This window comes from Cellulomonas sp. P4_A2 (assembly GCF_056402515.1).
Genome location: NZ_JBFUHG010000023.1, coordinates 1 through 19,636 on the forward strand (window position 1 = coordinate 1; position 19,636 = coordinate 19,636).

Genomic DNA, 19,636 nt, shown 5'->3' on the forward strand with positions numbered 1-19,636 from the left:
GGGCGCGGGGCCTCGACGACGGGCGCGGCGGCCGGAGCGGGGGCAGGCGCCGGCGCGGGGCGCGCGGGTGCCTTGGGTGCTGCTGCTGCCGGCGCTGACGTTCCCGCACTGCCTGCGGGGTACTCGTCGCGCAGCTTGCGAACGACCGGGGGCTCGATGGTCGACGATGCCGACCGGACGAACTCACCCATGGTGTTCAGCTTGGTCATGATGGTCTTGCTGTCGACCCCGAGCTCTTTGGCGAGCTCGTAGACGCGGACCTTGGCCACATCTCTCCTGTCTCGGTCCGCCCGGACAGGGTCGGACCGTCGTTAGTTCTGGGTACTCATCGCTGGGTACTCATCGGAGCGTTCTCATCGGGTAGCCATCGGCTTCCAGACCCGCTTCCCTCATCGACGATCGGCCTACGACGCCGGGATCTGCCCGACGCCGTTCTTCTCCTGCTCCTCGAGGTGCCGGCGCACGGCGGTCACGTCGAGCAGGCCTGCGTTGCGCAGTGCCCGCCCGAGTGCACGTCGGCGTTCGGCGGTCTCGAGACATCCAAGATCGGGGTGCAGCCACGCCCCCCTGCCCGGCATCCGGCGACCCTCGTCCACAGCGAGCGCGGGAGATCCCGCGGCATCCGTGGCGACGACCACCCTCAGCAGGGCTGACCTCGGGCCGGTGGCTCGGCACCCCACGCAGGTCCGGACCGGACCCATGCCAGAGACCGCTTTCGCTGTCTGTGGGGTCCGCCGGCTCGACGGGAGGAGCCGGACATCCGGCCCAGCCGCAGCAAGTCTACCGCGCCGTACCACTGGACGCGTCAATCGTGACGTCATTCACCGGTGCTCGCGCCCTGCAGGTCGCCCGGGACCTCGGCGTCGGAGCGGATGTCGATCCGCCAGCCCGTCAGCTTCGCGGCGAGGCGGGCGTTCTGGCCCTCCTTGCCGATCGCGAGCGAGAGCTGGTAGTCCGGCACGACGACGCGCGCGGCCCGCGCCTCGGGGTCGACGACGGTCACCGACAGCACCCGCGCGGGCGACAGCGCGTGCGCGATCATCTCGGCCGGGTCGTCCGCATGGTCGACGATGTCGATCTTCTCGCCGTGCAGCTCGGCCATGACGGCCCGGACGCGGCCGCCCATCGGGCCGATGCACGCGCCCTTGGCGTTGACGCCGGGCACGGTCGCGCGGACGGCCATCTTGGTGCGGTGACCGGCCTCGCGCGCCATCGCGGTGATCTCGACGGTGCCGTCGGCCACCTCGGGGACCTCCAGCTCGAACAGCTTGCGCACGAGGTTCGGGTGCGTGCGCGACAGGGTCACCTGGGGTCCGCGCGGGCCGCGGGCCACCTCGAGCACGTAGCCGCGGATGCGGTCGCCGTGCACGTACTCCTCCCCCGGCACCTGCTCGTGCGCCGGCAGGACGGCCTCCGTGCCGCCGACGTCGACGAGCACGGTGCGCGGGTCGCGGCCCTGCTGGATGACCCCGCCGAGCACCTCGCCCTCCTTGCCGCGGAACGCGCCGAGCACCTGGTCGTCCTCGGCGTCCCGCAGGCGCTGGACGATGACCTGCCGGGCGGTCGCTGTAGCGATGCGGCCGAACCCGTCAGGCGTGTGGTCGAACTCGGGCTCGTCGTGGTGCGCGAACGTGGGGCCCTCGTCGTCCTGCGGCGGGGCCTCCTCGCGCGCCCAGACGGTCACGTGACCGCTCTTGCGGTCCACCTCGACGCGGGCCCGCGTGTGCGCGCCGGGCGTGCGGTGGTACGCCGAGAGGAGCGCCTGCTCGATCGCGGAGACCAGCACGTCGAGGCTGATCTCGCGCTCGCGCTCGAGCATCCTCAGCGTCTGCATGTCGATGTCCATCTCAGCTCTCCTGTCCGGCGTCGGCGTCGCTGCCGGCCTCGTCGTCGTCCACGGGCCCGACCCCTGTCAGGTCCACCTCGACGTGCGCGGCGCGCACCTCGGACAGGGGAACCTGCACGGGCTCCCCGACCACCGGCTTGCGCCCCTTGAGGCCGGGCGTCACCGGCACGACGACGATGGTGCCGTCGTCGGCCCCGGTCCGCTCGACCGCGGTCAGCCGCCCGCTCAGGGTGCCGCCGTCGTGCCGGTGCACCACCACCGTGTGACCGACGGCGTGCGTGAAGTGTCGGCGCTCGGTGAGCGGCCGGGAGACTCCCGGGCTCATCACCTCGAGCGTGTACTCGCCGTCGATCGTGTCGGCGGAGTCCAGGGCGTCCGAGACCGCGCGCGTCGCGTCGGCGATGCGTTCGAGGTCCAGGCCGCCCTCGTCGTCCTCGGTCACGTCGATCACGACCTCGACGACGGACCGCCCGGCGGAGCGGCGCACCGTGACGTCCTCCAGGAGCAGACCCACCGACCCGACGGCGGGCTCGACGACCGCCCGGACCTTCTCGGCATGTGCTGGGTGCGATGGCGCGGCCACGGCAGCCTCCTTATCGCTCCAGCGGGTCAGTGCCGAGGCAACGGATCGACCCTGTGATGTTGTGGGGTCCAGCCTAACGAGTCCGGGCGTGCCCGACCGCCGCGGGTCGGACGCATGGCAGGATCACCGGCGATGCCTCCCCTGTCGCGCCCGCACCAGCACCCGGAAGTCGCCTCCCGCGCCCGCCGGTTCGGTGTCGCGCTCGCCACACTTCTGACCCTGGCGCTGGTGGCCGCCTGCGGCCTGCGGACCGAGACGCCGCCTCCCGTCGAGCCCACCCCGGACGCGATCGAGCAGGTCCGCGCCCGCACGGTCGCCGACTCCCTGACCCTGGCCGCGGACGCCCGGGCGCTCGGCGCGACGGCCGCGGAGCCGCTCGCGGGCGTGCTCGCGGACCTCGCGTCGTTCTCGGACCAGCACGCCCAGCAGGCCGGCGGCACGTACGACTCCGGCCTGCCGGAGCCGAGCGCCTCGCCGTCGACGACCACGGCGCCCCCGGTGCTGGACGTCGCGACGCTGCTGGCCGAGCTGGCCACGGCGACGACCACGTCGCTGACTGACGCGGACACGGTCGACGACGGCGACCTGGCCCGGCTCGTCGCCTCGATCGCGACGTCGCGGTCCGAGCTGACGACCAGGCTCGCGGCCGCCGCGGGGCTGCCCGTGCCGCCCGTGGATCCCCCGGCGGTCGACGCCTCGGCCCCGTCCGCGGACGAGACCAGCACCGCCTCCGCTCAGGCACCCCTGCCCGAGCCGACCCCGAGCACGGTGCCGCGCCCTGACCTCGACGCGCTGGCGCTCGCCCACGACCAGGCCGGATTCGGCTTCGAGGTCATCGCCGCGAAGCTCTCGGGCGACCAGCGCGCCGCCGCCCGCGCGGCCGCGTCCGCCAACCGTGCCGACGCGGAGCGCTGGGCGCGCGAGTCGGGCAGCGACGGCACGACGCAGGACCCTCGCCGAGCCTCGTACACCCTGCCCGTGGGCCTCGACGACCCCGCTGTCGCGGTGGCCCTGGCCCGCACCCTGCAGACCGCCGTCGCGGACGCCTACGCGAACGCGGTGGCCGCCGCTCCGGCCGGCGACCGTCTGGCGCTCGTCGACGGTCTGCGTGCCGCGACCGGCGCAGCGGCGACCTGGGGCGCGACCCCGGTCGCTTTCCCTGGCCTCCCCGAGCAGGTCACCCAACCCGTCGGCTGACCCGGGCACGTCCGAGCTCGGACGCCAGCCTTTCCCCGTCGACGACGTCCGCACTCGTGGGCGCGGTAGGCCACGCGAGTGCGGACGTCGTGACGTGTCAGCCGTTGAGCAGGGTGTCGACGAGGGCGGCCACGTGGTCGACGGCCCGGTCGACCGGGACCTGCTCGGCGGTGCCGCCGGTGCGCGGGCGGACCTCGACGACGCCCTCGGCCAGCCCGCGGCCGACGACGACGACGAGCGGGACGCCCAGGAGCTCGGCGTCGGCGAACTTCACGCCGGGCGACACGCGGCCCGGACGGTCGTCGTAGATGACCTCGATGCCGCGCGACGACAGCTCGGTGGCCAGCGCCTCGGCGGCCTGGAAGACGGCCGCGTCCTTGCCGGTGGCCACGACGGTCACGTGCGCCGGTGCCACGTGGGCGGGCCAGGCCAGGCCGCGCTCGTCGTTGTTGGCCTCTGCGAGCGCGGCGAGCACCCGCGTGACGCCGATGCCGTAGGACCCCATCGTGACGACCTGGGCCTTGCCGTTCTGGTCCAGCACGGTCAGCCCGAGCGCCTCGGCGTACTTGCGGCCGAGCGCGAAGATGTGGCCGATCTCGATGCCGCGAGCCAGCTCGAGCGGTCCCGAGCCGTCCGGCGCGAGGTCGCCCGCACGCACCTCGGCGGCCTCGACGGTGCCGTCGGCGATGAAGTCGCGACCGGCGACGAGGTCGAACACGTGCCGGCCAGGCTGGTTCGCGCCGGTGATCCACCGGGTGCCGGGCACCACGCGCGGGTCGAGCAGGTAGCGCACGGCGGTGCGCTCGACCCCGTCGGCGACGGGCACGTTCGGTCCCATCGCCCCGGGTCCGATGTACCCGCGGACGAGCTCGCGGTGGGCGGCGAAGTCAGCATCTCCGGCGGCCTCGACCTCGGCCGGGGCCACGGCGGCCTCGAGGCGCTTGAGGTCCACGTCCCGGTCGCCGGGCAGGCCGACGACCAGCAGCTCGCGCTCGCCGGTGGGCTGGACGAGAGCCAGCACGACGTTCTTGAGCGTGTCGGCCGCGGTCCAGGCCCGGTCGGGGCGCGCGAAGCGCTCGTTGGCGACGGCGACCAGCGAGTCGATCGTGGGCGTGTCCGGCGTGTCCTCGACGTGGGCCGCGGGCGCGTCGTCGAACGGGATCGCGTCCGGCACGACCGTGGTGACGGCCTCGACGTTCGCCGCGTAGCCGCCCGCGGAGCGCACGAACGTGTCCTCACCGATCGCCGTCGGCGTGAGGAACTCCTCCGACCGCGAGCCACCCATCGCGCCCGACGTCGCAGCCACGATCACGTACTCGAGCCCGAGCCGGTCGAAGATGCGCTGGTAGGCCGCACGCTGCGACTGGTAGGACGCCTCCAGGCCCGCGTCGTCGACGTCGAACGAGTAGGCGTCCTTCATGATGAACTCGCGCCCGCGGATCAGCCCGGCGCGCGGCCGGGCCTCGTCGCGGTACTTCGTCTGGATCTGGAAGAGCGCGAGCGGCAGGTCCTTGTACGACGAGTACAGGTCCTTGACCAGCAGCGTGAACATCTCCTCGTGCGTGGGCGCGAGCAGGTAGTCACCGCCCTTGCGGTCCTTGAGGCGGAAGATGTTCGGGCCGTACTCGGTCCAGCGGCCCGAAGCCTCGTACGGCTCCTTGGGCAGCAGCGCCGGGAAGTGCACCTCCTGCGCCCCGGCCGCGGTCATCTCCTCGCGGACCACGGCCTCGACCTTGGCGAGCACGCGCAGGCCGAGCGGGAGCCAGGTGTAGATGCCGGGGGCGGCGCGACGGATGTACCCAGCGCGCACGAGGAGCCGGTGGCTGGCGACCTCGGCGTCGGCCGGGTCCTCGCGCAGCGTGCGGAAGAAGAGCGTGGAGAGGCGCAGAAGCATGACCGGGAGCCTAGTTGCTCCCACGCACCGCCCGTTCATGCGAGAGCATGGGCAGCGTGCCGGAGCTGCCCGAGGTCGAGGCGCTCGCGCAGTTCCTGCGCGGGCGCACGGTCGACCACACCGTGACGTCCGTGGAGATCGGCGCCATCAGCGCGCTCAAGACGTTCAAGCCGCCGCCCGACGCGCTCAGGGGCGGGGTCGTCGTCGACGTCCAGCGCCACGGCAAGTGGCTCGACCTCATGGTCGCGACGTCCACCGGCGAGCCGCTGCACCTGGTCTGGCACCTGTCCCGAGCGGGGTGGGTGCGCTGGTCGGAGGCCCTGTCCGAGCGGCCCGTCCGGCCGGGCAAGTCCCCCATCGCCCTGCGGGTCCGGTTCGACGACGGCGCGGGCTTCGACCTCACCGAGGCCGGCACGCGCAAACGGCTCGCGGTGCACGTCGTCGAGGAGCCGACCGACGTCCCCCAGATCGCGACGCTCGGCGTGGAGCCGCTGTCGCAGGAGTTCACCCAGGACCGCCTGGCGGAGCTTCTCGCGGCACGCAACCAGCAGGTCAAGGGCCTGCTGCGCGACCAGGGCACCATCGCCGGCATCGGCAACGCCTACTCGGACGAGATCCTGCTCGTGGCCCGGATGAGCCCGTTCGCCATGACGAAGTCGTTCGACGACGCGAAGACGGCCACCCTCTACCGGGCCATCCAGGACGTGCTCACCGAGGCTGTCGCCGCCGCGTCGGGCAAGCCCGCGACCGAGCTCAAGGACGCCAAGCGCCAAGGGATGCGCGTCCACGGTCGCGCGGGCGAGCCGTGCCCGGGCTGGGACGGGGTCCCGTGCGGGGACACCGTGCACGAGGTGTCGTTCGCCGACTCCGCGCTGCAGTACTGCCCCACGTGCCAGACGGGCGGCAAGCCGCTCGCGGACCGCCGGATGTCGCGCCTGCTGCGGTAGCCGCTAGAACAGGACGGTCGCGTACGTGCCGACCTGGCGGAAGCCGACGGCCCTGTAGGCGGCCAGCGCGCGCACGTTGTAGTTGTTGACGTAGAGCGAGACGAGCGGTGCGACCTCGGAGCGCGTGGTCTGCACGACCGCGGCCATGCCCGACTCGGAGAGCCGCTCACCGCGGCGGTCGGGCGTCACCCACACGCCCTGCACCTGGGCGACCCCGCCGGCTACCGCGCCGAGCTCAGCCTTGAACACCACGTCCCCGCGCGGGCGGACGGACGACCGGTCCACGCGCACGAACGAGCGGCCCTGCGCCATGAGGTTGCGCACGCGCGTCTCGTACGGGCCGCCTGGCCCGCTGACGGGCGAGTAGCCGACCTCTTCGGTGAACATCCGGACGCAGGCCGGAAGGACGATGTCGAACTCCTCGGGGACCGAGCGGCGCACGGTCGGGTCGGCGGTCACCAGAGGGGCGTGCTCGATCACCATGGACGGCTGGTCGTCGCGGACCTCGCGCGCCGCGGGCCAGAACTGCCGCAGCCGGCTCCACATGCCGAGCACGGCGTCGGCCGGACCGACGATGGACGAGCAGCGCCGTCCCTGCAGGCGGGCGAGCCCGGCGAACGCGTCGAGCGCACGGGCGACCGTGCGCGAGTCGTCGACGGGGACGACGGGGACCATGTTCGCTCCCGCGAAGCAGATCGCGACCAGCTCGTCGTCCTGCTCGTATCCCCAGAGGCTGCCACCTGCCGCACGCAGACCGCGTCCGACGGCCTGTTCCAACCGGGCGGTCGCGAGAACGGAGCCGACGGCATCTCGTGCACACACGGCCAGCGCGCTCTCGAGGTCGATGTCCGACAGGACCCGACCTCCGGCTCGGTTGTCGAGCAGAGCAGCGCGGCGTTGCACCATGAGCCGATCTTGCACCACCGAGGCCCGATTCACCCCATCTTGAGTGCGTCGATGTGATGAATTCCGGTGGTCGACGTGCGGATTCGCTCGCTCAGCCCACGGTGACGACGGGAGCACCCTCGCCCGACTCGACCGGGTCCATCGACTCGGCGAGCCGCATGGCCTCCTCGATCAATGTCTCGACGATCAGCGCCTCGGGGACGGTCTTGATGACCTCGCCCCGGACGAAGATCTGTCCCTTGCCGTTGCCGGACGCGACGCCGAGGTCCGCCTCGCGCGCCTCGCCGGGCCCGTTGACGACGCAGCCCATGACGGCGACCCGCAGCGGGACCTCCATGCCCTCGAGACCGGCCGTGACCCGCTCGGCGAGCGTGTAGACGTCCACCTGGGCCCGCCCGCAGGACGGGCAGGAGACGATCTCGAGCTTGCGGGGCCGCAGGTTGAGCGACTGCAGGATCTGGATGCCGACCTTGACCTCCTCGACCGGCGGCGCGGACAGGGACACGCGGATGGTGTCGCCGATGCCCTTGCTCAGCAGCGCGCCGAACGCGGTCGCGGACTTGATCGTGCCCTGGAACGCCGGCCCGGCCTCGGTGACGCCGAGGTGCAGGGGCCAGTCGCCGCGCTCGGAGAGCAGCTCGTACGCCCGGACCATGATCACGGGGTCGTTGTGCTTCACGGAGATCTTGAAGTCGTGGAAGCCGTGCTCCTCGAACAGGGACGCCTCCCAGACCGCCGACTCGACGAGCGCCTCGGGCGTGGCCTTGCCGTACTTGGCCAGCAGGCGCGGGTCGAGGGAACCGGCGTTCACGCCGATGCGGATCGAGACGCCGGCGTCGGTCGCCGCGCGGGCGATCTCCTTGACCTGGTCGTCGAACTTGCGGATGTTGCCCGGGTTGACGCGGACGGCCGCGCAGCCGGCGTCGATCGCGGCGAACACGTACTTCGGCTGGAAGTGGATGTCCGCGATCACCGGGATCTGCGACTTGCGGGCGATGGCGGGCAGGGCCTCGGCGTCGTCCTGGGTCGGCACCGCCACCCGCACGATGTCGCAGCCGGCCGCGGTCAGCGCGGCGATCTGCTGCAGGGTCGCGTTGATGTCGGTGGTCGGGGTCGTGCACATCGACTGGACGCTCACAGGCGCGTCACCGCCGACCTCGACCTTGCCGACGCGGATCTTGCGGGTGGGACGCCGAGGTGCCAGGACGGGAACGGGCGCCTCCGGCATGCCGAGGCTGATCGGGATGCTCACGTCGCCATCATCGCACCCGTGCCGCCGCCTGCCGGCTCGCAGGACGTGGCGTGCACGACATCACCCTCAGATCTGCACGGGGTTGACGAGGTCGGCATACACGAGGAGCAGCCCCACGCCGCCGAGCAGGATGAAGACGCTGTAGGCGATCGGCACGAGCTTGGCGCTGTCGAAGGGCCCCGGGCGGGGCAGGCCACGGAGCTTGGCCACCTGCCGGCGACCGCCCTCCCACAGGGCCGCTGCCACGTGACCGCCGTCGAGCGGCGGGAGCGGGATGAGGTTGAAGACGAAGAGCGCGATGTTCAGGCTCGCGAGCATCAGCAGCAGCCCCGCGAGCTTCAGGCCCCAGTCGATGTCGTTCTCCGAGGCGATCTCCCCGGCGAACCGGCCGATGCCGACGACGCCGACCACGCTCGTCGTGTCGCGCGGCGTGCCGTTCACGGTCGAGTCCCAGAGGTCGCCGACCTTGGCCGGCAGGGTCGCGACGACCGACGCCGTCTGACCGGTCATGGTGGCGACCCGGCCGGGCATCGCCCAGATCGACTCGCGCTGCGTCGCCTCCTTCGGCCCGATGCCGATGTAGCCGACCGAGGTCGTCTTCGGGGTGCCGTCCGCGTTCAGCACCGGGGCGTCGTTCTCGTCGTAGACGGGGCGCTCGGCCACGACCGGCGTGACCGACAGCTCGACCGTGGTGCCGTCGCGCTCGACCGTCACCGGGACGGCCACGTCGCCGGTGGCGCGGATCAGCCCGGAGAGCTGGTCCCACGACTCGACGGCGGTGCCGTCGTAGACGACCACGGTGTCGCCGGGCAGCAGGCCCGCCTCGGCGCCCGGGGCCGCCGGGTCGCTCGACGTGCACTCGCGGGTCGCGGGGGCGTCGGCGGGGATCACGCACGCGCTGACGGTGTTGACCGTGGTCGTCGGACCGGGCAGCCCGATCCCGACGAACACGATCGCCATGAGGAAGAACGCGATGACGAGGTTCATGACGGGGCCGCCGAGCATGACGACCAGCTTCTTGGGCGTCGAGAGCCGGTAGAACGCGCGGCTGTCCTCGCCGGGGTGGATCTCGTCGGCGCTGGCCTGCCGGGCGTCGCTGGCGAGGCGACCGACCCAGGTGCGCGCCGGTGGGTTCCCGACGGCGTCGGCGGGCGGGTACATGCCGACCAGGCGCACGTAGCCGCCCAGCGGGATCGCCTTGAAGCCGTACTCGGTCTCGCCCTTGGTGCGGGACCACAGCGTGGGGCCGAACCCGACCATGTACTGGCTCACCCGCACGCCGAAGCGCTTGGCGGGCACCATGTGCCCCACCTCGTGCAGCGCGATCGAGCCGAGCAGCACGACGATGAAGATGAGCAAGCCGATCAGGTACTCCATCAGGACCCTCCGTCAGGGGACGCGCCGCCCCACCCCAGCGTGGACCCCGAGCCCCCGCGCGCACATCCTCCCCCGCAACCCTGGGAAGTCGCTGGACGCCCGCTGGGCTCACTCGTTCGGCGGGTCGAAATCCGGACGACCTGCGCGAATGCTCGGACGCTCTTGTCCACGGCGGTCCTGTCGCGGAATTCGTCGTGGCGGACCTTTCCCGCGCTCGAGATCGGCACTAGCGTCCGAGCATGGCCACTGATTCCGCGCACCTCACCGTTCTCGAGCAGCGTCGGTCGCTGCGGACCGCCGTCCCCGGCCCGAACTCCGTCGCGCTCGGCGCACGACGCGCGGCCGCCGTCGCCGCCGGCGTGTCGTCGACTCTCCCGGTGTACGTCGCGCGGGCGTCGGGTGCGGTCATCGAGGACGTGGACGGGAACGTGTTCGTCGACCTCGGTTCCGGGATCGCCGTGACGTCCGTCGGCGCCAGCGCGCCCGAGGTGTCCGCCGCGGTCGGCGCGCAGGCGCTCGACTTCACGCACACCTGCTTCATGATCAGCCCGTACGAGGAGTACGTCGCGGTGTGCGAGGCCCTCGCGCGGCTCACGCCCGGCGACCACGCCAAGAGGTCGGTGCTGGTCAACTCCGGCGCCGAGGCCGTCGAGAACGCCGTGAAGATCGCCCGCCGCGCCACGGGCCGCGACGCGGTGCTGGTGCTCGACCACGCGTACCACGGCCGCACCAACCTCACGATGGCGATGACCGCCCGTGCCATGCCCTACAAGACGGGCTTCGGACCGTTCGCGGGCGAGGTGTACCGCGTCCCCGCGTCCTACCCGCTGCGCGACCCCGAGGGGATGACCGGCGAGGAGGCCGCCCGACGCGCGATCGGCGTCGCCGAGCGCCAGGTCGGGGCCGACCAGGTGGCGGCGATCGTCGTCGAGCCGATCCTGGGCGAGGGAGGCTTCGTCGTCCCGGCGCCCGGTTTCCTCTCGACGCTCGCCGCCTGGGCGCGGGACAACGGGATCGTGTTCGTCGCCGACGAGGTGCAGACCGGCTTCGCCCGCACCGGCGCGATGTTCGCGTGCGACCACGAGGACGTGGTGCCGGACCTGATCGCGCTGGCCAAGGGCATCGCGGGCGGGCTGCCGCTCGGTGCGGTGACCGGCCGCGCGGAGCTGCTCGACGCCGTGCACGCCGGCGGCCTGGGCGGGACGTTCGGCGGCAACCCGGTCGCGTGCGCGGCCGCGCTGGCCAGCATCGACCTGTACGAGCGGACCGACCTGGCCGGGGCGGCGCGGGCGATCGAGGCCAGGGTCGTGCCCCGCCTGACCGCCAACCTGGCCGACGTCGGCGCGGTCGCCGAGATCCGTGGTCGGGGCGCGATGCTCGCGATCGAGCTCGTCGTGCCCGGGACGCTCGACCCCGACAAGGCGGCGGCGCAGAAGGTCGCCGCGGCCTGCGCCGCCCAGGGCGTCCTCGTGCTCACCTGCGGCACCTGGGGCAACGTGCTGCGGCTGCTTCCTCCGCTGGTCATCGGCGACGAGCTGCTCGACGACGCGCTGGGCGTCCTGGAGGACGCGCTGCACGCCCTGTAAATCGGTCGACCTCCGCCGGGCGAGGCTGCCACGGTCGGAACATGGGTCAGATCTGGGACGACGAGACCGCGCAGCTCTACGACACCCCGGGGATCGGCATGTTCGCCCCCGAGGTGCTCGGTCCCACGGTCGAACGGCTGGTAGAGCTGGCCGGCGGCGGCCGGGCACTCGAGCTCGCGATCGGCACGGGACGCGTCGCCGTCCCGCTCGCCGAGCGCGGAGTGCCGGTCACCGGCATCGAGCTGTCCGAGCCCATGCTGGGCCGGCTGCGCACGAAGGCCGACGAGGCGACGATCCCGGTGGTCGTCGGCGACATGGCGACGGCCACGGCACCGGGCGCGTTCAGCCTCGTCTACCTCGTCTACAACACGATCTCGAACCTGCTCACCCAGGCCGAGCAGGTCGCGTGCTTCCGCAACGCAGCCCGTCACCTGACGCCCGGCGGCCGGTTCGTCGTCGAGCTCTGGGTCCCCGAGCTGCGCGCCCTGCCGCCCGGGCGCAGCGCCACGGTCTGGGCGGTGGAGCCCGGCTACCTGGGCCTGGACACCTACGACGTGCTGCACCAGCAGGTGGTCTCGCACCACGTCCGGTACGACGAGGACGGCACGGCGGCCCGACTGTCCCGCAGTCCGCACCGGTACGTCTGGCCCGCGGAGCTCGACCTCATGGCACAGCTGGCCGGCCTCGAGCTCGAGAGCCGCGAGGCCGACTGGGCGGGCGCACCGTTCACCGCGGACTCGTCGTCACACGTGTCGGTCTACCGCCGCGCGACCTAGGGGGTCCGCTCCTGCAGGCCCCAGGGCGAGTCGTACGGTCCGGCGAGCAGGTCCAGGAACGGCACCGCGTCGAACGCCTCCGGGCCGAGCACCCCCGACCCCGACCACACGCCCGCGGCCAGCAGCTCGAGCGCGACGACCGGGTTGACGGCTGTCTGCCACACGACGCACTGGGCGCCGTACTCGGCCATCGACCAGGCGTTGTCCACGACGTGGTGCAGGTAGACCTCGCGGGGGTTGCCGTCCTTTCCAGTGCCCGTGACGAGCAGTCCGGCGCACGTCGAGCCGGTCATCCGGGGGCCGATCGTCGCCGGGTCCGGCAGGGACGCGGCGACGACGTCACGAGGGCTGACCGGCACCCCGCGCACGAGGACCGGCTCCGTGCGGTCCAGGCCCAGCGTGTGCAGCGTCCGCAGCACCCCGATGAACTCCTCACCGAGCCCGTACTTGAACGTCACCTTCCGCGCGGACACCCAGCGCGGCATGAGCAGGACCTCCTCGTGCTCGACGTGCACGCACTCCACGTCGCCGATCGGGTCGGGGAACCGGAACACCTCGGGCTCGTGGAACGGCGCGGTCGTGTACCAGCCGTCCTCGAGCCCGGAGCCCGCCTCGGCGCGGTCCGCGGACCAGATCACCGGCGGGTTGAGGCACTCCTCGATCGTCGTCCAGATCGAGAACGACGGCGCGAAGATCGGCTCGCCGTCGTCGCCGAGCACGACGAGGTTGGCGCCGTCGCGCACGCCGAGCTCGTCGATCGACTCGAACAGGTGGTCCGCCGCGTACCGCGCGAACACGTCGGACAGCCCGGGCTCCACGCCGATGCCGACGAGGGCGAGGCGACCGGCGGACTCCCAGTCGCCGGAGGCCGCGAACTGCTCGTCGCCGAGCTTCACGCCGGGCAGCTCGTGGGGGCGGTCCGGGTGCGGGTGGGACAGCGACATCGCCATGTCGAGGTAGTCCGCGCCGGCCGCGCGCACGCCCTCGAAGATCGGCATGACGAACCGGGGGTCCACCGCGTTCAGCACGTGCGTCGCGCCGCACTCGCGCACGAGGGCCTCGACCGCGGCCGGGCTCGAGGCGTCCACGACCGCTGCGACGAACCGGCCGCCGACGACGTCGTGCTCGCTCGCCGCGGCGACCGTGCGCTCCGCGCGGCCGAGTTCCACGTCCGCGACCACGAGCTGCTCGAAGAACGGCCGCCGGGCCGCGATCCGGGCGACCGCGTCGCCCACCCCTCCGCTACCGACCACCAGGATCCGCACGAGGTCCACCTCTCACCGGGCGCGTCGCACCCGTTCGTCATTCATGGTTGCTGTCATCGACGGGAGAGGCGTCGGCCCCGGGCGTAGCCGACCAGCTGGACGATCACGACGATCGCCAGGGCCAGCACGAACATGAACGAGCTGATGACGTTGGCCTGGGGCGGGATGCCGCGCGTGGCCGAGATGTACACGAACTTGGGGAACGTCTCGAACGAGCCGGACGTGAAGTTCGTGACGATGAAGTCGTCGAAGCTCAGGCTGAACGCGAGCAGCGCGGCGGCGGCGATCCCGGGCAGCAGGAGCGGGAACGTGACGCGCCAGAACGCCTGCAGAGGGGACGCGTACAGGTCCGCCGCGGCCTCCTCGATCGCCGGGTCGAGGCTCGAGACGCGGGCCTTGACCGTGACGACGACGAAGCTGATGCAGAACAGCACGTGCGACGCGACCACGGTGCTGAAGCCGAGCGGCACCCGCACCGACAGGAACTGCGCCAGGAGCGCCGCGCCGAGCACGACCTCGGGCGTCGACATCGGCAGGAAGATCAGCAGGTTGGTGGCCGAGCGCCCACGGAACTGGAACCGGACCAGCCCGATGGCCACGAGCGTGCCGAGGATCGTCGCGATGACCGTGGCCAGCACGCCGACCTTCAGCGAGTTGCCGAACGCCTCGCACACCTGCGGCGCGCCGCACGGGTTCTGCCAGTTGTCCAGCGTGAACCCGCGCCAGACGAGGTTCGTCTTGCCGGCGTCGTTGAACGAGAAGACGACCGTGTACGCGACCGGCACCAGCAGGAACACGAAGCCGAGGATCGCGAAGATCGGGATGATCGAGTCGCCGATCCGTCGCCGGACGGGCTTGCGGCGCACGGTCGGGGTCCGGCTCGTGGTCGGCGCATCCGTGGGCCTCGTCGCCGTCGCGGTCACAGGAGCTCCTCGGTCCCCGCGCGCTTGATGTACAGCGACACCATGAGCATGATCGCGGCCATCAGGACGACGGACAGCGCGGCGGCCGTCGGGTAGTCCAGGACCTTGAAGAACCGGGCGTCGATGACCTGCCCGATCATGGTCGTGTTCGTGTTGTTGCCGAGCAGCGCCGCGTTGACGTAGTCGCCCACCGCCGGGATGAACGTCAGCAGGGTCCCGGCGACGACCCCGGGCAGGGACAGCGGCCAGGTCACCTTGCGGAACGTGGTGATCGGCGACGCGTACAGGTCGGCGCCCGCCTCGAGCATCCGGGCGTCCAGGCGTTCGAGCCCCGCGAAGATCGGCAGCACCATGAAGGGCAGGAAGTTGTACGTCAGACCGCAGACGACCGCGAAGGGCGTCGCGGTGAGGCGAGCGTCCTCGGGCAGCAGGTTCAGCCAGTGCAGGGCGCTGACCACGAACGAGTCGTCGGCGAGGATCTGCTTCCACGCGATCGTGCGCAGGATGAAGCTGGTGAAGAACGGCGCGACGACCAGGACGAGCAGCATGCCCTGCAGGAGCTTGCGTCCGCGGGCGCGGATGGCGATCGCGTAGGCCATCGGGTAGCCGATGACGAGGGTCGCCACCGTGGCCACCAGGGCGAACCAGAACGAGCGCAGGATCACCGGCCAGAACTGGGCGATCGCCTCGGTGTAGTTCTGCCAGTGCAGCGCCGGCTGGTACTGCCCGATGTCGCCACCGGGCACCGGCACGTACAGGGACGTCGCGAGCAGCGCGCCGACGGGCACGACGAACAGCAGGAGCAGGTAGATCAGGCCGGGGCCGAGCAGGATCCAGTGCGCACGCGAGGACTTGCGCGGACGGGGCGCCGCCTCGGGCGGGCCCGACTCGGCGAGCGCCGCGGTGATGCTCACAGGTCGTCGTCCAGGTCGACCGTTCCCTCGTCGGGAGCGTCGGCGCCGTCCAGCGCGAACGTGAAGTCGGCCGACCAGGCGAGGCGGACCTCGGCACCGGGCGCGACCGTCGAGCCACCGAGCAGGTTCTGCGCGAACACGCCGAACGTGCCGAGGCCCGGGACCGTCACCTGGTACTGCGTGCTGACGCCCATGAACGACACGTCCGTGACCGTCCCGGGGCCGAGCACGTTCTCCGTGGCCGACGGCTCCTGGTCGCCGACGAGGATCCGCAGCTTCTCGGGCCGGACACCGACCAGGACACCACCGCTCGACCGCACGGACCGGCCCTCGGGCACCAGGATCCGGTTCCCGGCGACGTCGACCGCCAGCAGCTGGGTCGTCGTGACCTTCTCGACCACCGTGCCCGGCACGAGGTTCGACTGGCCCAGGAAGTTGGCGACGAACGCCGTGCGCGGGAGCTCGTACAGCTCGGCGGGCGTGCCCATCTGCTCGATGCGCCCGTGGTTCATCACGGCGACGGTGTCGGCCATCGTCATGGCCTCCTCCTGGTCGTGCGTGACGTGGATGAACGTCAGTCCCACCTCGGTCTGGATCCGCTTGAGCTCCAGCTGCATCTGGCGGCGCAGCTTGAGGTCGAGCGCGCCGAGCGGCTCGTCGAGGAGGAGCACGGACGGCCGGTTGACCAGGGCGCGGGCCAGGGCCACGCGCTGCTGCTGCCCGCCCGAGAGCTGGGCCGGCTTGCGGTCCGCCAGGTGGGCGAGCTCGACCAGGTCCAGACCCTCGGCGACCCGACGGGCGATCTCGCTCTTGCCGGTCCGGCGCAGGCCGAACGCGACGTTCTCCCCCACGGTCAGGTGCGGGAACAGCGCGTAGCTCTGGAAGACGGTGTTGACCGGCCGCTGGTGGGCGCGCGTCCCGGTCACGTCCTTGCCGCCGATGGCGATCGTCCCGGTGGTCGGCTGCTCGAGGCCGGCGACCATCCGCAGGGTCGTCGTCTTGCCGCAGCCCGACGGGCCGAGCAGCGCGAAGAACGAGCCGGACGGCACGGTCAGGCTCAGGTCGTCGACCGCCACGAAGTCGCCGAACGCCTTGGTGACGCCGGTGATCTCCAGCGCGGCGCCCGAGTCGGTGGCGTCCTCGACGGACACCGTCACGGCGTCCGAGGCCCCTGTCGTGCTCGTCATGCGCCGATCACGGTGAGGAACTCGCCGTTGTAGCGCGCCTCCTCGGCCGGCTCGAGCGTCCGGAAGACGCTGACCTTGGACAGGATGTCGGGCGTCGGGAAGATCATCGGGTTGGTCGCGAGGTCGGGGTCGAGCTCGAGCATGGCCTGCTGGGCGCCCTCGACCGGGGTGATGTAGTTGACCCACGCGGCCACCTGCGCGGCGACCTCCGGGTCGTAGTAGTAGTTCATGAGCGTCTCGGCGTTGCTGCGGGCCGGCGAGCCGATCGGCACCATCATGTTGTCGCTCCAGAGCGTGCCGCCGGCCTCCGGGATCGCGAACTCGAAGCGGTCGTCCGACTCATAGTTGAGCGACGTGATGTCGCCCGACCAGCCGATGACGGCGATCGCGTCGCCCGAGGCGAGGTCCTGCGTGTAGGAGTTGCCGAGCACCTTGCGGATGTGGCCCGAGTCGATCTTCTGCTTGAGGACGTCGAGCGCGGCGTAGAAGTCGTCGTCGGTCCACTCGCCGGCAGGGTCGACGCCCTGGCTGAACATGATCAGGCCCATGGTGTCGCGCATCTCGGAGAGCACCTCGACGCGCCCGGCGAGCTCCGGCTTCCACAGGTCCTCGATCGAGTGCACGCCGCCGGGCACCTTCTCCTTGTCCCAGGCCAGCCCGGCGAAGCCCGACTGCCAGGTCAACGAGTGCATGCGACCCGGGTCGAAGTCGACGTTCGCCAGGTTCGGCAGGATGTTCGCCGAGTTCGGCATGGCTGCCTTGTCGAGCTCCTGGGTGTAGCCGAGGCGGATCATCCGCGCGGCCATCCAGTCGGTGAGCGTGACGATGTCGTAGCCGATGTCCTGGCCGTTCTTCAGCTGGCCGTTGACCTTGCCGTAGAACGAGTCGTTGTCCTCGATGTCCTCGGCGTAGTCGACCGTGATGCCGGTCTTGGACTCGAACGACGTGAGCGTCGGGTACTCGGTGGCGTCGTCGTTCTGGTCCAGGTACTGGGTCCAGTTGGCCCACCGGACGAGCTTCTCGCTCGCCGAGTCATCCTTCGCGGCCTGCGCCGTCGGGGACGCCGAACCACCCGTGCCGCACGCTGCGAGCAGCGCTGCGGCGCCGGCCGTGCCGGCCGCACCGAGCAGGAACGAACGCCGCGACAGGTCCGTCGACCGTTCACGGCTCCGACGTGTCGCCTGGGCGATGAGAGCCCGGACGCGCGGGTCGGTCGGTACAGGTCGACGGCGCTGGTCGCTCATGGGGCTCCTCGGTACGGCAGTGACACGAACACGGTCCGACGGATCATCGCAAGCGGACGGGCGTCCAGCAAGGAATTCGTTGCGAAAGCACCCGACCGCAACGAAAATGTTGCACGCCTGAAGCATCCACCCGTCGGATCAGTGGACTTACACATCAAACGCGGACATCACGTGCTTGATCCGGGTGTAGTCCTCGAACCCGTACATCGACAGGTCCTTGCCGTAGCCGGACTGTTTGAAGCCTCCGTGCGGCATCTCGGCCACGAACGGGATGTGCGTGTTGATCCACACGACGCCGAAGTCGAGCGCCCGAGACATCCGCAGCGCGCGGCCGTGGTTCGAGGTCCAGACCGAGCTCGCGAGGCCGTAGCGGACGCCGTTGGCCAGCGCGATCGCCTCGTCCTCGTCCGTGAACGTCTGCACGGTGATGACCGGCCCGAAGATCTCGTCCTGGACGGCCTCGTCGTCCTGGCGCAGGCCGGAGACGACGGTGGCCTCGACGAAGTAGCCCGCGTCGCCGACCCGGTGACCGCCGGCGACGATCGAGGCGTGGTCCGGCAGCCGGTCCAGGAAGCCCGTGACCCGCTCGAGCTGCAGCGCGTTGTTCACCGGACCGAACGCGACGTCCGCGTCGTCGGGCATCCCGGTCCTCTGCCCGCGCGCGGCGTCGGCGAGAGCGGCGACGAAGTCGTCGTGCACGGAGGCGTGCACGAGGACCCGGGTGGCCGCGGTGCAGTCCTGCCCCGCGTTGTAGTACCCGGCGCCGGCGATGCCCTCGGCCGCGGCCGCGAGGTCGGCGTCGGCGAACACGATGACCGGCGCCTTGCCGCCGAGCTCCAGGTGGACGCGCTTGAGCCCGGCCGACGCGGCCTCGGCGACCTGCGAGCCCGCGCGCACCGACCCCGTGATGGCGACCATGTCCGGACGGGCGTGCGAGACGAGCGCCCGACCCGTGACGCGGTCCCCGCAGACGACGTTGAGCACGCCGGGAGGCAGCACCTCGGCCGCCACCTGACCGAGGAGCAGGCTCGAGGCAGGGGTCGTGTCCGACGGCTTGAGCACCACCGTGTTGCCGGCGGCGAGCGCGGGTGCGATCTTCCAGATCGCCATCATGAGCGGGTAGTTCCACGGCGTGACCTGCCCGATCACGCCGACCGGCTCCCGGCGCACCCACGACGTGTGGCCGGCCATGTACTCCCCCGCGCTCAGCCCGTCGAGCACGCGCGCGGCGCCCGCGAAGAAGCGCAGCTGGTCCACGCAGGGCGGCACCTCGTCCGTCGCGGTCAGGTGCAGCGGCTTGCCGGTGTTCCGCGACTCGACCGCGACGAACTCGTCGGCACGCGCCTCGACGGCGTCCGCGAGCCGCAGCAGCGCCAGCTGTCGCTCGGCCGGCGTCGTGCGACCCCAGGTGGTGAACGCCTGCGACGCCGACGCGTAGGCGGCGTCCACGTCCGCGGCCCCGCTCAGCGGCGCGCGGGCGTACTCCTGGCCCGTCGACGGGTCGACCACCGAGGTCGTGCGGCCGTCCGCAGCAGGCCGCAGCTCACCCCCGACGACGTTCAGCAGCTCGATGGTCTGGTCGGGGGCCTGGCTCACGGTGACTCCTTCGCGGGCGATTCGTCGGTGGTCGCACCGTACGCCGACGACGCGCGTTGCGGCAGGGTAGGACGGACCATTCGGCCGATCGAGGAGCCCCAGTCCTCGAAATCAGAAGTTTTTTCGGCCTGTCACAACGAATT

General features: G+C 71.8%; 18 protein-coding genes. 4 read left to right on the plus strand and 14 right to left on the minus strand.

All coding sequences use genetic code 11. From position 1 onward, the window contains the following. From AC1DUE_RS18170 to AC1DUE_RS18185, 4 genes are all read right to left on the minus strand, one after another. Positions 1-269: translation initiation factor IF-2 N-terminal domain-containing protein (locus AC1DUE_RS18170; RefSeq protein ID WP_477040821.1), on the minus strand; the 269-nt coding region annotated here is incomplete at its 3' end. A 135-nt stretch (positions 270-404) separates the two neighbouring features. After that, entirely contained in the window at positions 405-821 is a 417-nt protein-coding gene (locus AC1DUE_RS18175) for a YlxR family protein (protein ID WP_477040822.1), read from the minus strand. Then, positions 818-1,846, minus strand: coding sequence for a transcription termination factor NusA (gene nusA / locus AC1DUE_RS18180; RefSeq protein ID WP_477040823.1), 1,029 nt, complete (start codon positions 1,844-1,846; stop codon positions 818-820). Before nusA ends, AC1DUE_RS18175 begins: the two co-directional genes overlap by 4 nt. A 1-nt stretch (position 1,847) precedes the next feature. Further along, on the minus strand, positions 1,848-2,429 hold the full coding sequence (locus AC1DUE_RS18185; RefSeq protein WP_477040824.1) for a ribosome maturation factor RimP: 582 nt from the start codon (positions 2,427-2,429) through the stop codon (positions 1,848-1,850). A gap of 132 nt (positions 2,430-2,561) precedes the next feature. Here AC1DUE_RS18185 and AC1DUE_RS18190 point away from each other — a divergent pair, with 132 nt between their 5' ends. Then, on the plus strand, positions 2,562-3,626 hold the full coding sequence (locus AC1DUE_RS18190; RefSeq protein WP_477040825.1) for a DUF4439 domain-containing protein: 1,065 nt from the start codon (positions 2,562-2,564) through the stop codon (positions 3,624-3,626). A gap of 97 nt (positions 3,627-3,723) precedes the next feature. Here the strand turns inward: AC1DUE_RS18190 and AC1DUE_RS18195 are convergent, their stop codons facing one another. Continuing rightward, on the minus strand, positions 3,724-5,520 hold the full coding sequence (locus tag AC1DUE_RS18195) for a proline--tRNA ligase (RefSeq protein ID WP_477040826.1): 1,797 nt from the start codon (positions 5,518-5,520) through the stop codon (positions 3,724-3,726). A gap of 56 nt (positions 5,521-5,576) precedes the next feature. On the opposite strand from AC1DUE_RS18195, the gene AC1DUE_RS18200 reads away from it, so the two are divergent. Then, positions 5,577-6,467 (plus strand): Fpg/Nei family DNA glycosylase, encoded by an 891-nt coding sequence (locus tag AC1DUE_RS18200; RefSeq protein WP_477040827.1) that lies wholly within the window; start codon positions 5,577-5,579, stop codon positions 6,465-6,467. A gap of 3 nt (positions 6,468-6,470) precedes the next feature. Here the strand turns inward: AC1DUE_RS18200 and AC1DUE_RS18205 are convergent, their stop codons facing one another. From AC1DUE_RS18205 to AC1DUE_RS18215, 3 genes are all read right to left on the minus strand, one after another. Beyond that, complete coding sequence (locus tag AC1DUE_RS18205; RefSeq protein WP_477040828.1) at positions 6,471-7,373, minus strand: GNAT family N-acetyltransferase; 903 nt, start codon at positions 7,371-7,373, stop codon at positions 6,471-6,473. A 91-nt stretch (positions 7,374-7,464) separates the two neighbouring features. Further along, complete coding sequence (gene ispG / locus AC1DUE_RS18210) at positions 7,465-8,601, minus strand: flavodoxin-dependent (E)-4-hydroxy-3-methylbut-2-enyl-diphosphate synthase (RefSeq protein ID WP_477040868.1); 1,137 nt, start codon at positions 8,599-8,601, stop codon at positions 7,465-7,467. Between the two features lie 90 nt (positions 8,602-8,691). After that, entirely contained in the window at positions 8,692-10,002 is a 1,311-nt protein-coding gene (locus AC1DUE_RS18215; protein WP_477040829.1) for a M50 family metallopeptidase, read from the minus strand. 239 nt (positions 10,003-10,241) lie between these two features. Between AC1DUE_RS18215 and gabT the strand changes: the two genes are divergently transcribed. Both gabT and AC1DUE_RS18225 read left to right on the plus strand, forming a co-directional pair. After that, entirely contained in the window at positions 10,242-11,588 is a 1,347-nt protein-coding gene (gene gabT / locus AC1DUE_RS18220; protein ID WP_477040830.1) for a 4-aminobutyrate--2-oxoglutarate transaminase, read from the plus strand. Between the two features lie 41 nt (positions 11,589-11,629). Next, positions 11,630-12,364 carry a class I SAM-dependent methyltransferase gene (locus AC1DUE_RS18225; protein WP_477040831.1) on the plus strand — a complete coding sequence of 245 codons (735 nt, stop codon included), beginning with the start codon at positions 11,630-11,632 and terminating at the stop codon, positions 12,362-12,364. Here the strand turns inward: AC1DUE_RS18225 and AC1DUE_RS18230 are convergent. The 6 genes from AC1DUE_RS18230 to AC1DUE_RS18255 form a co-directional block, all read right to left on the minus strand. Further along, complete coding sequence (locus AC1DUE_RS18230) at positions 12,361-13,629, minus strand: saccharopine dehydrogenase family protein (RefSeq protein WP_477040832.1); 1,269 nt, start codon at positions 13,627-13,629, stop codon at positions 12,361-12,363. The genes AC1DUE_RS18225 and AC1DUE_RS18230 overlap by 4 nt on opposite strands. A 53-nt stretch (positions 13,630-13,682) precedes the next feature. Further along, positions 13,683-14,468 (minus strand): ABC transporter permease, encoded by a 786-nt coding sequence (locus tag AC1DUE_RS18235; RefSeq protein WP_477040869.1) that lies wholly within the window; start codon positions 14,466-14,468, stop codon positions 13,683-13,685. Between the two features lie 80 nt (positions 14,469-14,548). Next, positions 14,549-15,466: an ABC transporter permease gene (locus tag AC1DUE_RS18240; RefSeq protein WP_477040833.1), complete on the minus strand. Its 918-nt coding sequence runs from the start codon at positions 15,464-15,466 to the stop codon at positions 14,549-14,551. After that, the gene (locus AC1DUE_RS18245; RefSeq protein ID WP_477040834.1) at positions 15,463-16,653 is read right to left on the minus strand and encodes an ABC transporter ATP-binding protein; all 1,191 of its coding nucleotides are present in this window, start codon (positions 16,651-16,653) and stop codon (positions 15,463-15,465) included. Before AC1DUE_RS18245 ends, AC1DUE_RS18240 begins: the two co-directional genes overlap by 4 nt. After that, positions 16,650-17,897 (minus strand): ABC transporter substrate-binding protein, encoded by a 1,248-nt coding sequence (locus AC1DUE_RS18250; RefSeq protein WP_477040835.1) that lies wholly within the window; start codon positions 17,895-17,897, stop codon positions 16,650-16,652. The genes AC1DUE_RS18245 and AC1DUE_RS18250 overlap by 4 nt, the downstream gene beginning before the upstream one ends. Positions 17,898-18,044: 147 nt before the next feature. Then, complete coding sequence (locus AC1DUE_RS18255; RefSeq protein ID WP_477040836.1) at positions 18,045-19,493, minus strand: gamma-aminobutyraldehyde dehydrogenase; 1,449 nt, start codon at positions 19,491-19,493, stop codon at positions 18,045-18,047. Between the last annotated feature and the right edge of the window lie 143 nt (positions 19,494-19,636).